This is a genomic window from Streptomyces sp. NPDC104226 (assembly GCF_055584085.1).
In genome coordinates, this window is the sequence record NZ_JBVJMS010000002.1 from 538,297 (window position 1) to 553,849 (window position 15,553).

Genomic DNA, 15,553 nt, shown 5'->3' on the forward strand with positions numbered 1-15,553 from the left:
CCCTGCGCTCCGTCAGTGGTTCTCGGTCGGCCGCAGGTCGCGCGGGATGAGCGTCCAGGTGGTCGCCGCGGCGGCGATCGCCAGGACGCCGGCCAGCAGGAACGCCGGGGTGATCGCGAGGGTGTAGGCCTGCGAGGCGGCGTCGAGCAGGGTGCGGCCGAGGCCGCCGCCGAGCAGTTCGGCGGTGTGGGCGGCCTCGCCCACGGAGTCCCGTACGGCGGCGAGCGTCGGGGCGTCCAGGTCCAGCGCCGGGAGGTTGCCCCGGTAGAGCGCGGCAGCGGTGGAGCCGAGGATGGCAACACCCATGGCCGAGCCGAGTTCGTAGCAGGTCTCCTCGATGGCGGCGGCGCTGGAGACCTCGTCGGCCGGGGCCGCGGAGATCAGAGTCACCGAGGCGACGGTGGTGGCGATGCCCGCACCGAGGCCCATGATGGTCAGCGCCGCGGCGAAGGCGGGGTAGCCCAGGCCGGTGAACTGCTGGAGGGTCCAGGGCAGTGCCATGCCCGCGGCGAGGATCACCAGACCGCCGCCGAGCACGTGCCGGATCGCGAAGCGCTGCATGAGGCTCGGGGCGACCATCGAGGCGCAGATCAGCGCGAGCGGGGCGGGCAGCAGGCGCAGGCCGGCCTCCAGCGGGGTGTAGCCCTGGCCGTACTGGAACCACTGGGTGACCAGGAACAGGATCGCGCCCATGCCCACCATGGGCAGGAAGATCGCGGTGGCGGCCACGCTGAAGGCGGGCTTGGTGAAGAGCCGGACCTGGAGCAGCGGGTTGTCCACGCGCAGCTGGCGGCGGACGAACAGGGTCAGTGCCAGGGCGGCGAGGGCCAGCAGGGCCCACGGCAGCGGGTCGGCGACACCGCTCTTGCCGAGCTGCTTGATGCCACCGGCGAGGGCGAGCATGCCGACGATCGACTGGCCGACGCCGGTCCAGTCCCACTTTCCGGCGGAGCGCGGGGAGCGGGATTCGGGGAGGTAGCGCAGGCCGGCCGCGACGATCACCGCGGTGACGGGCAGGTTGAGGAGGAAGGCGGAGTGCCAGCCGTAGTCCTGGACGAGCAGGCCGCCGACGACGGGGCCGAAGGCCATGCCGCCGCCGAAGACGGCGGCCCAGACGGCGAGGGCGAAGGCGCGTTCCTTGGCGTCGGTGAAGACGCTGCGCAGGATCGACAGGGTGGACGGCATGATCGCGGCGCCACCGACGCCGAGGAGGGCGCGGGCCGCGATGACGTGCCAGGCCTCGGTGGAGAGGACGGCGATGAGCGAGGCGAGGGCGAAGATGCCGAAGCCCGCCATGAGGAGCCGCTTGCGGCCCCAGCGGTCGCCGAGGGCGCCGGCGGTGACGAGCAGCCCGGAGAGGGCGAGTGCGTAGATGTCGATGATCCACAGCTGCTGTACGGCGCCCGGCTGGAGGTCGCCGACGAGCGAGGGGAAGGCCACGTTGAGGATCGTGGTGTCCATCGAGATGAGCAGGAGACTGCCGGAGAGGATCGTGAGCACGATCCAGCGGCGCGGGTCCTGCGTGGGGGTGTGCATTTCGGTTCCGTTCACGGTTGTTTCACGGTCGTACGCGGGAAGGGTCCGCGGATGCAGGGCCGCGGGGCGCGGCGTGCGGCTGCGGCGCCGGCTCAGGCCGGCGTCGGCCGGGTTCCGCTGAGGAACGAGGCGAGGACGAGCCGGCCGATGTCGCGTCGGGCGAGGTGCCCGTCGCGGACTCCCTCGGCGGCGGCGTCGAGCAGTCCCCACAGCGAGTACCAGATCCAGTACGCGGGCAGGTCGGCGCGGAGCCGGCCAAGGCGCTGGCCGAGGCCGAGGAAGGCGAGGGCCCGCTCGTCCTGGCGCTGGATCCCGGCCCGGAACTCGGGGTCGGCGAGCACGGTGGCATCGCGCGAGGTGAATCCGTAGAGGTGCGCGGCGGGCAGCAGCCCGGTGACGAGCCGCTCCAGCGCGGCGTCGAACTCCGCCCCGTCCGCGGTGCCGGGCAGGTCGGCGGGTGCGAGACACCCGTCGACCACGTCGATGGCCCGCACGGCGACGGCTTTGAGGAGCGCCTCGCGGGTGGCGTACCGGCGGCTGAGCGTGGCCCGGCTGGTACCGATGCCCGCGGCGATGTGCGCCATGGAGGCACTGTGGTCCCCGGCGAGCACGCGCGCGGCGCCGTCCAGCAGCTCTTCTTCGTTCATCATGCGATCCTCCTTCGTATCAGACGATACAAATTTGTCTCACATGATGCAAATCTGTTGCGTGCCGCGATCGGTCACGGCCGGCCGGATACGGGTGGCGTCAGCCCTGCTCCTCCATGCCCGTGCGGGCCCGGGCGCCCGAGCGGGTGCGGCCGGTCGTCTGGGCGCGTTCCGGGTGGCGGCGTACGTACTCGCGTTCCAGTTCGTCCATCCGCCGGGTGTGCGTGACCAGTGCGTCGTCCGAGCCGTGCAGCAGGGTTTCGTGGCGTGTGCGGTGGATGGCTTCGAGTTCCTTCATCAGGCGGCCCTCTTCGAGTCCGCCCGCCGACGGCCCGGCCTCGCGCGCCTCGTGCTCCGCCATGGCAGGTCACCTCTCCCTCGGCCGGGCCAGGCGCTACGCCCGGCCGCGCTCACTCCATCATCCCGGAAGGGTGGGGATAGACACTGTCTACGCTGCGCTGGTAGACAGTGTCTATGGATCAGTGGGAGCAGCGGGAGCAGCAGGAGCAGCGGGAGAAACGTGGTCCGCAGGAGTCGCAGGACGGCGGGCTGCGTGAGCGGCTGATCGACGTCGGTGTGGAGCTCGTGACGGCCGAGGGGACCGCCGCGCTCGGGCTGCGCGAGATCGCCCGGCGTGCCGGGGTCTCCCACGGGGCGCCGCGGCGGTACTTCCCCACGCATCACGCCCTGCTGTCCGCGATCGCCCGGCGCGGGTTCGGGGAACTCGGCTCCCGCATCCCGGCCGCCCTGGAGGGCCCCGGTGCGGACGACCCGCGCGGGCAGGTACGGGCGTTGGGGCGGGCGTACGTCGGCTACGCGCTGGAGCACCCCGGCATGTTCGAGCTGATGTTCCGCCACGACCTGCTGGACAGCTCCGGGACGGCCGGAGAGGCCGGGCCGGATGAGCCGGAGGAGCCGCAGGCGGACCGGCTGCGCGATTCCACCCTGCCGATGTTCGAGCTGCTCGTCGCCCTGGTCGCCCGGTGCCGGACGGGCGACGAGCCCCGGATCACCGCCGCGGCGCTGTGGGCCAATCTGCACGGGGTGGCGCAGCTGTGGTCCCGGGGCAGTCTGCCGCTCGCCCTCGACGGCGCCCCGGAGGGCTCCCTCGACCGGGTCGTCGATGCCGCCGTCGACGCACACCTGCGCCCGTGAGGCCCCGACTCGCGCTCGGCGTCAGCGCAGCCGGCGCCATGCTCGTCGCCCTCGACGGGACCGTGCTGCTGATGGCGCAGCCCAGCCTGCGGCGGGACCTCGGCGCGAGTCTGGCCGAGGTGCAGTGGACCAGCGGGGCGTACCTGCTGAGCGTGGCCGCCTTCCTGGTCCTCGCCGGCCGGCTGGGCGACCGGTACGGGCACACCCGGCTGCTGTTCACCGGCGCACTCGGCTTCGCGGCCGCCTCGGCGGGTATCGCCCTCGCTCCCGGGGCCGGCTGGGTGATCGCCCTGCGTGCGGCCCAGGGGCTGTTCGGGGCGCTGCTCCAGCCGGCGACGCTCGCCCTGCTGCGGCTCGCGTACCCGCCCGAGCGGATCGGCGGACCGATCGCGGTGCGGACCGCGGCGATCGGGCTGGCCGCGGCGGCCGGGCCGCTCCTCGGGGGCGTGCTGGTCGAACGCTTCGGCTGGCGCGCGGTGTTCGTGGCGAACGTCCCCGCCGCCCTCGCGATCGCGGCGGCGGCCCTGTTCGTACGGGTACCCGCGGGCGCGCCCGCGGAGTCCGGCGGCCGGATCCGGCCCGGCGGGGCAGCCCTCCTCGCGACGGCCCTCGCGGCGCTCGTCCACGCGCTGGCCGGCGTACCCGAACACGGCTGGTCGGGGCCCCGGACCCTGGCCGGGTTCGCCGCGTCGGCCGCGCTGGCGGCCCTGCTCGTACGGTCGGAGCGCCGCTCTGCCCAGCCCCTGGTGCCGCGCCCGGTGGCCCGCTCCGTCCCGGTGACGGCGTCCGTCGCGCTGCTGGGCGTGGTCTCCGCCGCCCTGTTCGGGGCGCTGTTCGGAGCCAGCTTCGCGCTCCAGGACGCGGCGGGGCTGGATCCGCTCGCCACCGGGCTGCGCGTGCTGCCGATGACGGCCGCCATGGTCGTCGGCGCTCCGGTGGCGGGGGCCCTGCTGCGCCGGTTCGGTGCCCGCGCGACGGCGATGGCCGGGACCGGCCTGGTGGCGCTCGGGATCACGGGACTGGGGCCGGGCTGGAGCTTCGGGGTGCTCGGCGCGGGCTTCGCCGCGGTGATGGTGACGGCCACCGGCACGGTGGTCGGGGACGCCCCGGCCGGGCACGCGGGGGTGGTGGGCGGGCTCAAGCAGACCGCGATGAACGTGGGGCCCGCCCTCGGCATCGCGGTGGCCGCGGGGACCGGGGCGTCGACGGCGGTGCTGGCCGCGCTGGCCGCCGTAGGACTCCTGCCCGCGTCACGACTGCCCGCCTCGCAACTGCCCGCCGCTCGGCGGCCCGCGTCACGGCCCGGCGGGGCCGGCCACACGGGCCACGCAGCTGCGGGCCACCTCGTCGGCGAAGGCGCGGGCGAGCGGGGCGAGGGCGGACCAGCGCCGGACGGCCCAGCCGACGGCCAGCGGCGGCAGGGCGGGGACCGGAACCAGCCGCAGCGGCCCGTCTGATCCGGGGACCTGCCAGCCGGGCAGCGCGGGGACGACGGCGTGGCCGAGGCCCAGTTCGGCGAGGAGGAGGGCGGTGTCCCAGTCGGCGGCGCTGGTGTCGGAGCTGATCCGGATGCCCGCCTCGGCGAGGGCTGCGTCGAGGTGGGCGCGGGAGGTGGAGTTCTCCGGCAGCCGGATGTGGCGGACGGAGCCGAGGTCGGCCGGCTCCAGACGGGGACGGGAGGCGAGGGGGTCGTCGGCGCGGACCGCGAGGACCCAGGGCAGCCGCATGACGGGACGCTGCTCGATGCCGCGCACGGGGGCGCCGATGGTGATCCAGGCGAGGTCGAGGTCGTCGGCGGCGAGCGCTTCGAAGCAGCTGCGGCTGGAGTTCTCGGTCTGGAACTCCAGGCTGACGCGGGGGTGACCGCGCCGGAAGGAGACGATCGCCTCGGCCATGAAGTGGCGCACTGTGGTGGCCCCGGTGGTGACGCGGACCGAGCCGCCGTCGTCCCGTACGAGGGCGTCGAGCCGGCGCAGGGCTCCGTCGAGCCCGGCGATCCCGTCGGCGGCGGCCGCCTGGAGGATCAGCCCGGCCCCGGTCGGCGAGACTCCGCGCGGATGCCGCTCCAGGAGCGCGGCGCCGGTCTCCTTCTCCAGGCGGCGGATGTGCTGGCTGACGGCGGACTGGGTGCGGCCGAGGTCGCGGGCGACGGCGCTGAGGCTGCCGGCCCGGCAGACGGCGACGAAGACGCGCAGATCATCGAGGGTCACAACCCCAAGGTATCCCTTGGGGGTTACCAGAAAACCGAAGGATTGACTGGGATGTCGGGCTGTCCGACGATCAGTTCACGGCCCAGGGCGGCAACCCGGTCCCGCCATCGCGAGGGCGGGACCGGGTGTCGACCCGCTGCCGCCGGGTCTCCGGTCTCGGAACTCAGGCCTCGGAGCTCCGAGCTCGTACCTCGGACCTCAGGCCTCTGCCGTGCGGGCGAGCTTGGCCATGACCTCGTCGCGCAGGAGCTCGTACTCCGTGCGCAGGCGGCGCAGTTCGCTGTCCGGGGGTCGGGGGACGACGATCCCCTCGGTGATCTTCTCCTCCGGTGCGAACTGCTCGCGGGTGAGGTCGATCTCTATGCCGAGGCCGAGACGGTTCCACCAGTGGTAGTCCACGCGTTCGCCGTCGACGAGGACCTCGCCGCGGATCAGCTCGCCGCCGAGTAGATCGTTGAGGACGAGGGCGGTCACACCGCACTGGTCACGGGCCGGGTTCTCCCGGGTCCACCGGTCGCGGTACTCGGGCGTGCACGTCTGCTCGCTCCAACTGCTGCGGACGGCACGGTCGATGTCGGTCAGAAGGAAAGGTGTCATGGCGCCCATCCTCGCAACCGGCACTGACAGACATCCATACCCCGGCCGACCGTACGGTCGGGTCGGGCGCGTTCCTGTCAGTCCTGCCGCCGATCAGTCGCGTTTGGGTCAGTCACGCACCGGCCCGTCGTGCGCCGGGTGGGTCCAGAGCTTCTCCCTGGCGAGCAGCGGGAGCACGCCTTCGCCGAACCAGTACGCCTCTTCGAGGTGCGGGACCCCCGAGAGCACGAACTCGTCGATGCCGAGCCGGTGGTACTCGATGATCCGGTCGGCCACCTCCCGGTGGCTTCCCACCAGGGCCGTGCCCGCTCCGCCACGGACCAGGCCGATGCCGGCCCACAGGTTGGGCGTGACCTCCAGGTCGTCCGAGCGCCCACCGTGCAGCGCCCGCATCCGGTGCTGCCCTTCCGATTCGCTGGCACGCAGGCCCTCCTGGACCGACCGGATCGCCTCGGGGCCGAACCCTTCGAGCAGCCGCCGGGCCTCGGCCCACGCCTGCCCGGCGGTGTCCCGGGTGATCACGTGGAGCCGGATGCCGAACCGCGGTCGGCGCCCGGCCCGTGCGGCGCGTTCCCGTACACGGGCCAGCTTCTCCGTCACCTGCAGGGGCGGTTCCCCGAACGTCAGGTACACATCGCTGTGGAGCGCGGCGACCTCGATCGCCTCCGGCGACGATCCGCCGAAGTAGACGGAGGGCACCGGGTCGGGCAACCGGCCGAGCCGGGCGCCCTCCACCCGCAGATGTGCTCCGCCGAAGTCGACCGACTCGCCGCCCCACAGCCGCCGTACGACCTCCAGGAACTCGGCTGTCCTGCCGTACCGGGCGCGCTTGTCCAGGAAGTCGCCGTAGGCACGCTGTTCCCCGCTCTCCCCACCGGTGACGACGTGGAGGAGGAGCCGGCCCCCCGAATGCCTCTGGAAGGTGGCGGACATCTGGGCAGTGAGGGTCGGGGAGACCAAGCCGGGCCGCAGGGCGACCATGAACCTGAGGCGTTCCGTTTCCCGCGCGAGCATGGCGGTGGTCACCCAGGCGTCCTCGCACCAGGCGCCGGTCGGGGTGAGCGCACCGTCGAAGCCCAGTTGTTCGGCCGCCACCGCGATCTGCGCGAGGTAGCGGACGGTGGCGGGCCGCTGCTCCTCCTTGCTGCCGGCGATGACGTCGTGGCCGCCGCCCACCACGTGCCGGCCGTCGCCGTACGTGGGCAGGAACCAGTGGAAGGACAGCATCACCGTTCGCCCGCACCGATCCGCCGGTTCGGGCCGGAGTCGTGGGCCGCCAGGAGGTCCAGGACGCTGTCGGCACCGGCGATGTGGCGTACGAGCCGTTCCAGGCCGAGCCCGAAGCCGGCCGTCTGTATCCCGGACCGCTTCTTCCATTCCGCGTACACGCGGTTCGGCTCGCCACCGAGCAGCCGGGACTGCTCGGAGATCTCGTCCGCGTCCTTGGGCCGGAGTCCTCCGGTGGCGAGCTCGCCGTGACCCCCGGGCAGCATCAGGTCGTAGGTCTCCTGGAGCCCGTCCTCACCCTGCTGGTAGAGCGAATCGCGTACACCGAGCGGATAGCGGTGAATCCAGAACGGTGAAGTGAACTTCCCCGTGAGGATCCGCTCCTCCTCATGGGTCAGATCGGTGTTCTGCGGCTCCGTCGGCCCTCTCCCGGCAAGGGTGAGCGCCTCGGCGAAGGAGACGCGCGGGTAGGGGCCGCTCCGCAAGCCGGCCAGGCGCTCCGCCGCCCCGCGGTCCTCGTCCGGGAGAATCGGTTCCAGTTGGCGGGCGAGCCCGCCGAGGATGCCCTCGGTGACCGAGAACACCTCGAGCGCGTCCGCGGCCCGCCACTCGACCACCACCTGGAAGAACGTGTACAGGTGCCTGCCCGACGTGTCCTCGCCCTCCATCAGAAGCCGCAGACACGGGGTGACGCAGTAGATCCGGTCCGCGTGCTCGAGAGCCATCTGCTTCTCCACCGAGTGGCTCACGGGAAGCTGATAGGCCCATCGGCCCTCCACCGAAACGCGGTCGCCCTCGTCCTTCACGTGCGGGCGCGCCCGGTCCCCCAGGACCGCGACGGAGTGCCGTGCGCCCGGCTCGTCCTGCGAGGACAGCAGCGCGGGGAGAATTTCCAGGAACCCTTGATCGAGAAGGCTTCGGCGCAATGCCTGAAGGATTCGGCCGGTCCATTGGTACGACTGCGCGGGCGAGAAGTCCATTGCCACTCCGGTGATGTCGGGGCGAATGCAGGTCGAATGCTGGGCGATTACTGGGCGCGCACTGGTCGAATACAGGTCGAATATCGTCCGGGCGAGCACCGTGCGGTTCCTTTTCAGTTTTGCGCATCACCGGCAAAAGAAAAACGCCAACCCGCCACTATGGCCTGATCCCGCTCCACCGCCTTCTACCTGCACTGTCTTCGATGCCGGGAAGTGAACCACGGCCCGATCAGTGCAATCCGCCACGGCGAGGCCCCCACCGTCCGGCACGGGAGATGAAATGGAGAATTCAATTCCGTAGCCCGATCCGGACAGTTTTCCTCGGCACACCTTTGCCCGTTGCCCGCCGAATGGGTACGCGATAGCGTGAATCATTCCCATGAACTTGTTCGCGTCGAAGCAAGGATGTGCTCATGGCCGAAGTGCGTACGGGTGGCCTCGGATTCTTCGATCTGGACGGGAAGGTGGCTGTAGTCACCGGTGGCAGCAGCGGCATAGGGGCCGCGTGCGTCCGGCGTCTCGCCGAGGCCGGAGCCCGCGTGGTGGTCGGCTACGACTCCGGTGAAGGCCGGGCGAAGGACGTCGTCGCCGCCCTGCCCGGTGACGGCCACGGCGCGATCCGCATACCGCTCGACGACTCCGGCGCCGTACGCCGCGCCGCCGGTCTCGTCGCCGACCGCCACGGCGTGGTGGACGTACTGGTCAACTCCGCAGGCACCACCCGGCAGGTCGCCCATGCCGACCTCGACGGGCTGACGGACGCGGAGTTCGACCGGATCCTGACCGTGAACGTACGGGGCACCTTCTCCGTGATCCGCGCGTTCACCCCGCTGCTGCGGTCCTCCGGCGACGCCGTCATCGCCAACATCTCCTCGATATCGGCCTCCACGGGGCTGGGCAGCAGCATCGCCTACTGCGCCGCCAAGGCGGGCCTGGACGTCATGGCCACGTCCCTGGCGCGCGTTCTCGGCCCGCAGGTGCGCGTTTTCAACCTCTCGCCGGCAGCGGTCGACACCGGCTTCGTCCCCGGCCGCGATCCGGCCGCGGTCCGCACCCAGGCAGAGGCGGCGCCGCTCCGGATCGCCGCGGACCCCGACGACGTGGCCTGCTCCTTGATCGGCGCCGTCACCTCGTTGCGGCTCAGTACCGGCACGGTGGTCGTCATCGACGGTGGTGTGCGCCTGTAGCCGCCGGGCCGCCGTCGAGGAGTTCGGCGAGGACGTGGCGGGCGATGGACGCCATGACCGGGTTCGTCTCCTTGTAGTAGTTCAGTTCCATCAGGGCGATCGACAGGGCCCAGCCGCGGGCGCGCGTCCACATCGCCTCGTCCACGGCCAGTGCGGCCCGGAAGGCGGGGCGGGCTGCGGGCGGCAGGACGTACCAGGCCGCGATCAGGTCGACGGCGGGGTCGCCGAGACCGGCGCAGCCGAAGTCGATGACGGCGGCGAGCCTTCCGTCCGCGAGGAGCAGGTTCCCCGGTTGCAGATCGGCGTGGATCCACACCGGCGGCCCGGACCAGGGCTCGGCCCGCAGGGCCTCCTCCCACAGGGCGGTCGCCGCCTCGGTGCCCACGTCCGCGTCCGCGTCCGCGTCTGCGTCTGCGCTCGTGGCCAGCTCCGCGATCGCGGTGCGGGTGGCGGCGTCCCGGGCCGCCAGGGTCTCGCTGCGGTAGGAGGCCGGGGCGTCCGCCGGATCGGCCCGGTGCAGCGCGGAGACGAACTCGGCGAGGTCCTCGGCCAGGAGGTCCGGCTCCGCGATCCGGCCGGGCACGGGGTTCTCGCCGGGGACCCAGCCGAAGACGGACCAGGACCAGGGGTAGCCCTCGGCGGGCCGCCCCATGCCGAGGGGGACCGGGATGGGGGCCGGCAGGCCCGGGGCGAGCCGCGGCAGCCAGACGTGCTCCATGCCCACGTCGCCGGCCGCGCCCGGCGTCCGGGGAAGGCGTACGACCAGGTCCGCGCCCAGCCGGTACATGGCGTTGGACGTGCCGGCGGAGTCGACGCGCACGACGGACAACCCGGCCCACTGCGGGAACTGACCTGCGATCAGCCTGCGGACGAGGCCGGCGTCGATGTCGGGTTCGTCGGCGTGCATCTTCCCGGCGGGCGTCTTCCCAACGGGCGTCGTTCCGGCAGGCGTCGTTCCGGCGGTCATGAGCACCTTCCTGGACGGGCGGAGGATCGCGCCCCACGGTAACCGCCGGACCGTCAGACCCCGGAGCCCGGCCCGGCTGGATGCCGGGCCGGGCTCGGTGGGGGGTGTCGGAGGGGGTCCTTGTCAGGGGGTGAACGTCCAGCGCTGGGCCGCGGTCGTGGCGCACGCGACCCGGGTGAGCCGGGTGCCGTTGGCCGTGGCGGAGCCGGCCGGGGTCAGGCACTGGCCGGAATTGCGCAGGCTGCCGTCCGGGCCGGTCTGCCAGGTCTGGCCGGAGCTGCCGTTGCAGGTCTGGATCGCGACGGCGCCGGCGGTGGCGGCGTCCAGGCAGACTCCGCCGAGGCCGGTCAGCCGGCCGTCGCTCTGGAGGGTCCAGCGCTGGTTGGGGCCGCCGTGGCAGCTGTAGAGGGTGGGCTGGGTGCCGGGGGTGGTGGCGCTGCCCGGGAGGTCCATGCAGGTGGCCGAGGCTCCGTTGACCAGGGTGGCGGCCGCGGGCAGCGGGGTCGGCCGGCCGGTGAGGGTGATCTCGGCGGCGCTGGTCCAGGGGCCCCGGCCGCCCGCCTCGGTCAGTGCCTTGAGGCGGAGGTAACGGCCCGCCTTGGCGGACAGGGGGACCGACTTGAGGGCCGCGGTGTCGGCGAAGGTGCCGGTGGCCACCGGGGAACCCCAGTCGGTGGTGGTGTCCGAGACGTAGACCTCGTAGCCGCCGATCCGGCCGTTGACGCCGCCGTCCTGGCGGGGCAGGTAGCCGAGGCCGTCGGCCGTGTAGCGGGCGCCGAGGTCGATCTGGATCTCGTGCGGGATCGGGGCGGGGGTGCCACCGGACCAGGCGGTGTGCCAGATCGTCCCGGTGTTCCCGTCGAAGGCGTTGCGGGCTGCGCCGTTCTCGCTGCCGGTCTCCTGGCTGTCGGCGGAGACCAGGGTCCAGGCCGACTGGGGGACAGGGCTGGAGGTGACCGGGATGGGGTCGGCGGCCGGGACGGAGGTGCCGGTGGCCGAAACGCTGAAGGCGGCCGACTTCGTGCCCGTCTTGGTCCACAGGATCCCGCCGCGGTCGGCGGCGTCGAAGAACCAGCCCGTTGCGGCCGCGTCGTAGGCGGCCTTGCCGGTCAGCCGGGTGAGGGCGGCGCCGTCCACGGTGAGCGCCGTGGGGGCGGTGGCCACGTGGAGGCTGAACTCGTAGCCGCGCGAGGCCGGTTTGCCGGTGTAGCTGCCGGCCGGGGCGGAGACGGACACGGTGACCGTGCCGGAGCCCGAGGCGGGGGCGGTGACGTCGACCTGCTGGCGGGCGAAGGCTCCCGTCTGGTGGGCGCGGGTGATTCCGTCGTCCTCGTACAGGCTGAAGGAGGTGGCGCCGCGCGGGTGGATGTCGTAGGTGAGGGTGGAGACGGGCTTCTCCCCCGTGTAGTTCATCTGCGGCCACATCGGGACGATCGCGCCGCCCTTGACGAACAGGGGCAGGGTGTCGAGCGGGGCCTGGTAGCCGTTGAGCCAGCCCGGTCCGGCGTAGGTCTTGCCCGTCCAGTAGTCCGTCCACGTGCCGGCCGGGAGGTAGATGCCGTCGCGGACGGAGGTGTCGGAGACGACGGGCGCGACGAGGAAGGAGTCTCCGGCCATGAACTGGCCGCTGGTCAGGTTCCCGCGCGCCACCGGGTCCTCGGGGTACTCCAGGACCATCGCGCGGGTGCTCGGGACGCCGGTCTCGTGGGCGGTGCGGCTCATCGTGTACAGGTACGGCATCAGCCGCATCTTCAACTGGAGGTACTTGCGGTTGATCGAGAGGTAGGGCTCCGCGAACCGCCAGGGCTGCTTGTCCTGGTAGCCGGCGGACGGGCCCGTCGCGCCCCAGCCGGACATGGTCATGAAGGCCGGGGTGAAGGCCTTCCACTGGAGGTCGCGGGCGTACGTCTTGGGGCTGCCGGCGAAGATCCCGTCCACGTCTCCGGTGGCGTAGTTGAAGCCGGAGAGTCCGGCGCCGGTGATGGCGGGGACGTGCCAGCGCATGTCGTCCCAGGTGCCGTTGGTGTCACCGGTCCAGACGACGGCGTTGCGCTGGGTGCCGGCCCAGCCGTCGACGGTCCAGACGTACCGGCGGGCGTCGGAGTTCTTCTCTATCCCGTCGACGGCCTGCTGCACGCCGGAGAAAGCCGTCTTGTAACCGCCGCCGATCCAGGCGACGTCGGTCTTGACGCCCCGCGAACCGGCCACCCCGACCTCGTCGTTGATGTTGCCGAGGCCCGTCGAGGTCCACAGTCCGGTCTGAAAGCCCTTGGCCTTCAGGGCGTCGACCGTGGACTTCAGGGGCGCGGTGTAGCCGCAGCCGTAGCCGTCGTTGGGCAGGAACCAGCCCGAGGGCATGTCGGCGGCGCGGGCGTCCGTGGCGTAGCCGACGACGTCCGGGGTGGTCTGGTGGCGCAGCCGGTTGTGGTCGCCCTGGTAGGCCGGGTTGGAGGCGTTGAAGCAGTCGGCGTTGCCGAGTTCGAAGCCCCACGCCGGAGCCATGAAGGGCTTGCCGCTGACGTCGGTGTAGGCGTCCAGGACGGTCTTGAGGGAGTCGCCGGTGAAGTACCAGGCGTCGAAGCGCTTCTCGTCGTGGGTGAGGGTGGTGGGCGCGTTGAACCCGTACGAGCCCGGGGCCCAGGTGTTGCGCATCACGCCGTAGTTGTTGGTCGACACGTAGAAGGGCGCGGGGCTGGCGTTGTTGTTCTCGCGCCATTTGTTGTCGACCGCGATCGGGACGGTCTTGCCGCGCAGGGCCCATTCACCCAGGCGCAGGCCCGTTCCGTAGAACTGCTCGTCCGTTCCGCGCGCGAGGTACTGGGTGGTCTGGCTGCTGGTCCAGGAGGTGGGCTGCGTCTCCTGCCAGACGAGGGTGGAGTTGTCGGCCCGGTAGACGGAGAACTGCAGCGGGGTCTTGTTGGCCCGGATGGTCAGGGAACCGGTGGTGATCTTGTAGTACGTGCCCGCGTCGGTCCAGGCGGCGCTCACGGGGCCGAAGTCGGTGGTCGGGGCGAGATCGGTGCCGGCCGGGTCGTTGGTGAAGGCGCCGTCGGGGGAGAGCCAGAGCCGGAAGATGTCGGCGCGGGCGACGACCACCCGGACCTTGGCCCCGCCGGAGGTTGCGATCGTGAAGGTATTCCCGAACTGGGTGAGGCCCGTGGCGTTCCCGGCCGTGGCGGGGGCGGGCGCCGGGGCGGCGGCCGAAGCCACGGAGGAGAGGGGGCCGGCGGAGGCCAGACCGGTCACGGCGAGGGCCGCGGCGAGCAGTGCGGCCGCCGGGGCGCGCCGCCGCCGTGGGGTTCTGCGGATGCGGATGAGTCTCATGGGGCGGCTCCTCGTGCGGTCCGGCTGCGGACACACCATTTGGCATGCACCGGGCAACATAGCGGTCCGGCGGCCCCATTTGAAGGAAGTTGATTGGAATGGCTGGTCAACGAGCATCTTTGAACATGCATCGGCAACCACGCGCCACCCCGCCCACCCCCGTCCACCCCTCACCCGTTTGGCTCACCCGCCCTGCGGCACCCGACCGGCGCCGCGACCCTGGGACGAACTACGGACTTTCCCGGAGGGCCCCGAACCCATGGAACAGGCGCCACAGCCCGCATCGCTCCGCCAGCTCCTCCTCGCCCCAGCGACCCTGCGACTGCTCGTGCTCTCGGCGCTCATCGGCATCCCCGTCTCGTTGTTCGCCTTCGGCTTCGTCAGCCTCGAACACGAGCTCCAGCACTGGGTGTGGCGCACCGCGCCCGACCTGCTCGGGTACTCCCGCGCCCCGTGGTGGTGGGGTCTGCCCACGCTCGCCCTCGCCGGACTGCTGGCCGCGCCGATCATCACGCGGATGGCCGGCGCCGGCGGACACGTTCCCGCCCACGGCCTCGGCGGCCCGCCGACGCTGCCCCGCGAGACCCCGAGCGTGATCCTGGCCGCACTGGCCTGCCTGCCCCTCGGTGTGATGCTCGGACCCGAGGCGCCCCTGATGGCCATCGGCAGCGGACTGGCCCTCCTCAGCATGCGCGCCGCCCAGCGCGCCACCCAGCCCGAGCTGGCCACGGTGCTCGGCATGGCCGGATCCACCGCCGCGATCAGCACGATCTTCGGAAGCCCGCTGATCCCGGTGGTGATGGTGCTGGAGGGAGCCGCCCTCATGGCCGGGGGCCCGCGCCTGTTCGTCCTGATCCTGCCCGCCCTGGTCGCCAGCGGCGTCGGAGCGCTGGTCTTCACCGGCTTCGGACACTGGACCGGCCTCAGCATCGGGGCGCTGACCCTCCCCAAGGAACCGGCCGCCGGCCTGCCCGACGCGGGCGACTTCCTGTGGGGCATCCCCATGGCTGCCCTGATCGGCGTCATCATCGCCCTCGGCAAGTCCGCCGGACTGCGCGTCCACTCCTGGACCGGCACCTCCGCCCTGCGGATCGTCCTGTGCGCGGTGGCCGTCGGCGTATGCGTCACCGGCTACGCGCTGGTCACCGGACGCTCCCCCGAGGAGGTGGCGCTGTCCGGCCAGAACACCGTCGCCCAGCTGGCAGCGGATCCCTCGTCCTGGGCGGTGGGCGCACTGGTGGCCCTCACGGTCTTCAAGGTGATCGGCTGGACCATCGCCCTGGGCAGCCTCCGAGGCGGCCCCATCTTCCCGTCCCTCATGATCGGGGCGGCGATCGGCATCGCCTTCGGCAGCCTTCCCGGCTTCGGCATGGCCCCGGCCCTGGCGGCCGGCATCTGCGCGGCCGGGGTGGCCGGTACCCGGCTCGCCGTGACCGGCGTGGCCCTGACGGCCGCCCTGCTGGGCAAGGAAGCGGTCGCGCTGATGCCGATGCTCGTGCTCTCGGCGGTCACGGCGCTGCTGGCCTCGGCCCTGATCGACCGCGCGCGCCCCGCGGACGCGGCCCATCTCCGGCCCGCCACCGCCGACGACTGAGCCGGGAGGCCGCCCGGATGACCGGCTCTTTGCCCTTTTCATAACCTTTGGTGGCGAACCGTTCCCTTCGTCCGTGACTCTCACTCCCCGGCAGCCATACCGGCGGCCTCCGTAACAGGGCTCAGGAGT

12 protein-coding genes and 1 pseudogene are annotated in these 15,553 nt (G+C 72.4%); 4 read left to right on the forward strand and 9 right to left on the reverse strand.

Translation table 11 applies throughout. The features are described 5' to 3' along the window. Window positions 1-12 precede the first annotated feature (12 nt). The 3 genes from ACZ60J_RS07795 to ACZ60J_RS07805 form a co-directional block, all read right to left on the reverse strand. The gene (locus ACZ60J_RS07795; protein WP_469679580.1) at window positions 13-1,536 is read right to left on the reverse strand and encodes an MFS transporter; all 1,524 of its coding nucleotides are present in this window, start codon (window positions 1,534-1,536) and stop codon (window positions 13-15) included. A gap of 92 nt (window positions 1,537-1,628) precedes the next feature. Next, complete coding sequence (locus tag ACZ60J_RS07800) at window positions 1,629-2,186, reverse strand: TetR/AcrR family transcriptional regulator (RefSeq protein ID WP_469679582.1); 558 nt, start codon at window positions 2,184-2,186, stop codon at window positions 1,629-1,631. Between the two features lie 97 nt (window positions 2,187-2,283). Then, window positions 2,284-2,544: a DUF6158 family protein gene (locus tag ACZ60J_RS07805; RefSeq protein ID WP_469679583.1), complete on the reverse strand. Its 261-nt coding sequence runs from the start codon at window positions 2,542-2,544 to the stop codon at window positions 2,284-2,286. A gap of 113 nt (window positions 2,545-2,657) precedes the next feature. Here ACZ60J_RS07805 and ACZ60J_RS07810 point away from each other — a divergent pair, with 113 nt between their 5' ends. Both ACZ60J_RS07810 and ACZ60J_RS07815 read left to right on the forward strand, forming a co-directional pair. Beyond that, on the forward strand, window positions 2,658-3,338 hold the full coding sequence (locus tag ACZ60J_RS07810) for a TetR/AcrR family transcriptional regulator (RefSeq protein ID WP_469679585.1): 681 nt from the start codon (window positions 2,658-2,660) through the stop codon (window positions 3,336-3,338). Window positions 3,339-3,376: 38 nt separating this feature from the next. Beyond that, window positions 3,377-4,609 (forward strand): annotated as a pseudogene (locus ACZ60J_RS07815) (MFS transporter); the annotation flags it as partial. Between the two features lie 24 nt (window positions 4,610-4,633). Here ACZ60J_RS07815 and ACZ60J_RS07820 read toward each other — a convergent pair. The 4 genes from ACZ60J_RS07820 to ACZ60J_RS07835 form a co-directional block, all read right to left on the reverse strand. Continuing rightward, on the reverse strand, window positions 4,634-5,548 hold the full coding sequence (locus ACZ60J_RS07820) for a LysR family transcriptional regulator (RefSeq protein ID WP_469679587.1): 915 nt from the start codon (window positions 5,546-5,548) through the stop codon (window positions 4,634-4,636). 198 nt (window positions 5,549-5,746) lie between these two features. Continuing rightward, window positions 5,747-6,145: a YunG family protein gene (locus tag ACZ60J_RS07825; RefSeq protein ID WP_469679588.1), complete on the reverse strand. Its 399-nt coding sequence runs from the start codon at window positions 6,143-6,145 to the stop codon at window positions 5,747-5,749. 108 nt (window positions 6,146-6,253) lie between these two features. Further along, the gene (locus ACZ60J_RS07830) at window positions 6,254-7,375 is read right to left on the reverse strand and encodes an LLM class flavin-dependent oxidoreductase (protein ID WP_469679590.1); all 1,122 of its coding nucleotides are present in this window, start codon (window positions 7,373-7,375) and stop codon (window positions 6,254-6,256) included. After that, window positions 7,372-8,451: an amino acid--tRNA ligase-related protein gene (locus tag ACZ60J_RS07835; RefSeq protein ID WP_469679592.1), complete on the reverse strand. Its 1,080-nt coding sequence runs from the start codon at window positions 8,449-8,451 to the stop codon at window positions 7,372-7,374. The genes ACZ60J_RS07830 and ACZ60J_RS07835 overlap by 4 nt, the downstream gene beginning before the upstream one ends. Window positions 8,452-8,765: 314 nt before the next feature. Between ACZ60J_RS07835 and ACZ60J_RS07840 the strand changes: the two genes are divergently transcribed. Further along, on the forward strand, window positions 8,766-9,539 hold the full coding sequence (locus tag ACZ60J_RS07840; protein ID WP_469679594.1) for an SDR family NAD(P)-dependent oxidoreductase: 774 nt from the start codon (window positions 8,766-8,768) through the stop codon (window positions 9,537-9,539). Here the strand turns inward: ACZ60J_RS07840 and ACZ60J_RS07845 are convergent. Together ACZ60J_RS07845 and ACZ60J_RS07850 are read right to left on the reverse strand one after the other, a co-directional pair. Further along, the gene (locus ACZ60J_RS07845) at window positions 9,514-10,506 is read right to left on the reverse strand and encodes an aminoglycoside phosphotransferase family protein (protein WP_469679595.1); all 993 of its coding nucleotides are present in this window, start codon (window positions 10,504-10,506) and stop codon (window positions 9,514-9,516) included. The genes ACZ60J_RS07840 and ACZ60J_RS07845 overlap by 26 nt on opposite strands. 123 nt (window positions 10,507-10,629) lie before the next feature. Then, the gene (locus tag ACZ60J_RS07850; protein WP_469679596.1) at window positions 10,630-13,830 is read right to left on the reverse strand and encodes a TIM-barrel domain-containing protein; all 3,201 of its coding nucleotides are present in this window, start codon (window positions 13,828-13,830) and stop codon (window positions 10,630-10,632) included. Between the two features lie 259 nt (window positions 13,831-14,089). On the opposite strand from ACZ60J_RS07850, the gene ACZ60J_RS07855 reads away from it, so the two are divergent. Further along, on the forward strand, window positions 14,090-15,424 hold the full coding sequence (locus ACZ60J_RS07855) for a chloride channel protein (RefSeq protein WP_469679598.1): 1,335 nt from the start codon (window positions 14,090-14,092) through the stop codon (window positions 15,422-15,424). Window positions 15,425-15,553 lie beyond the last annotated feature (129 nt).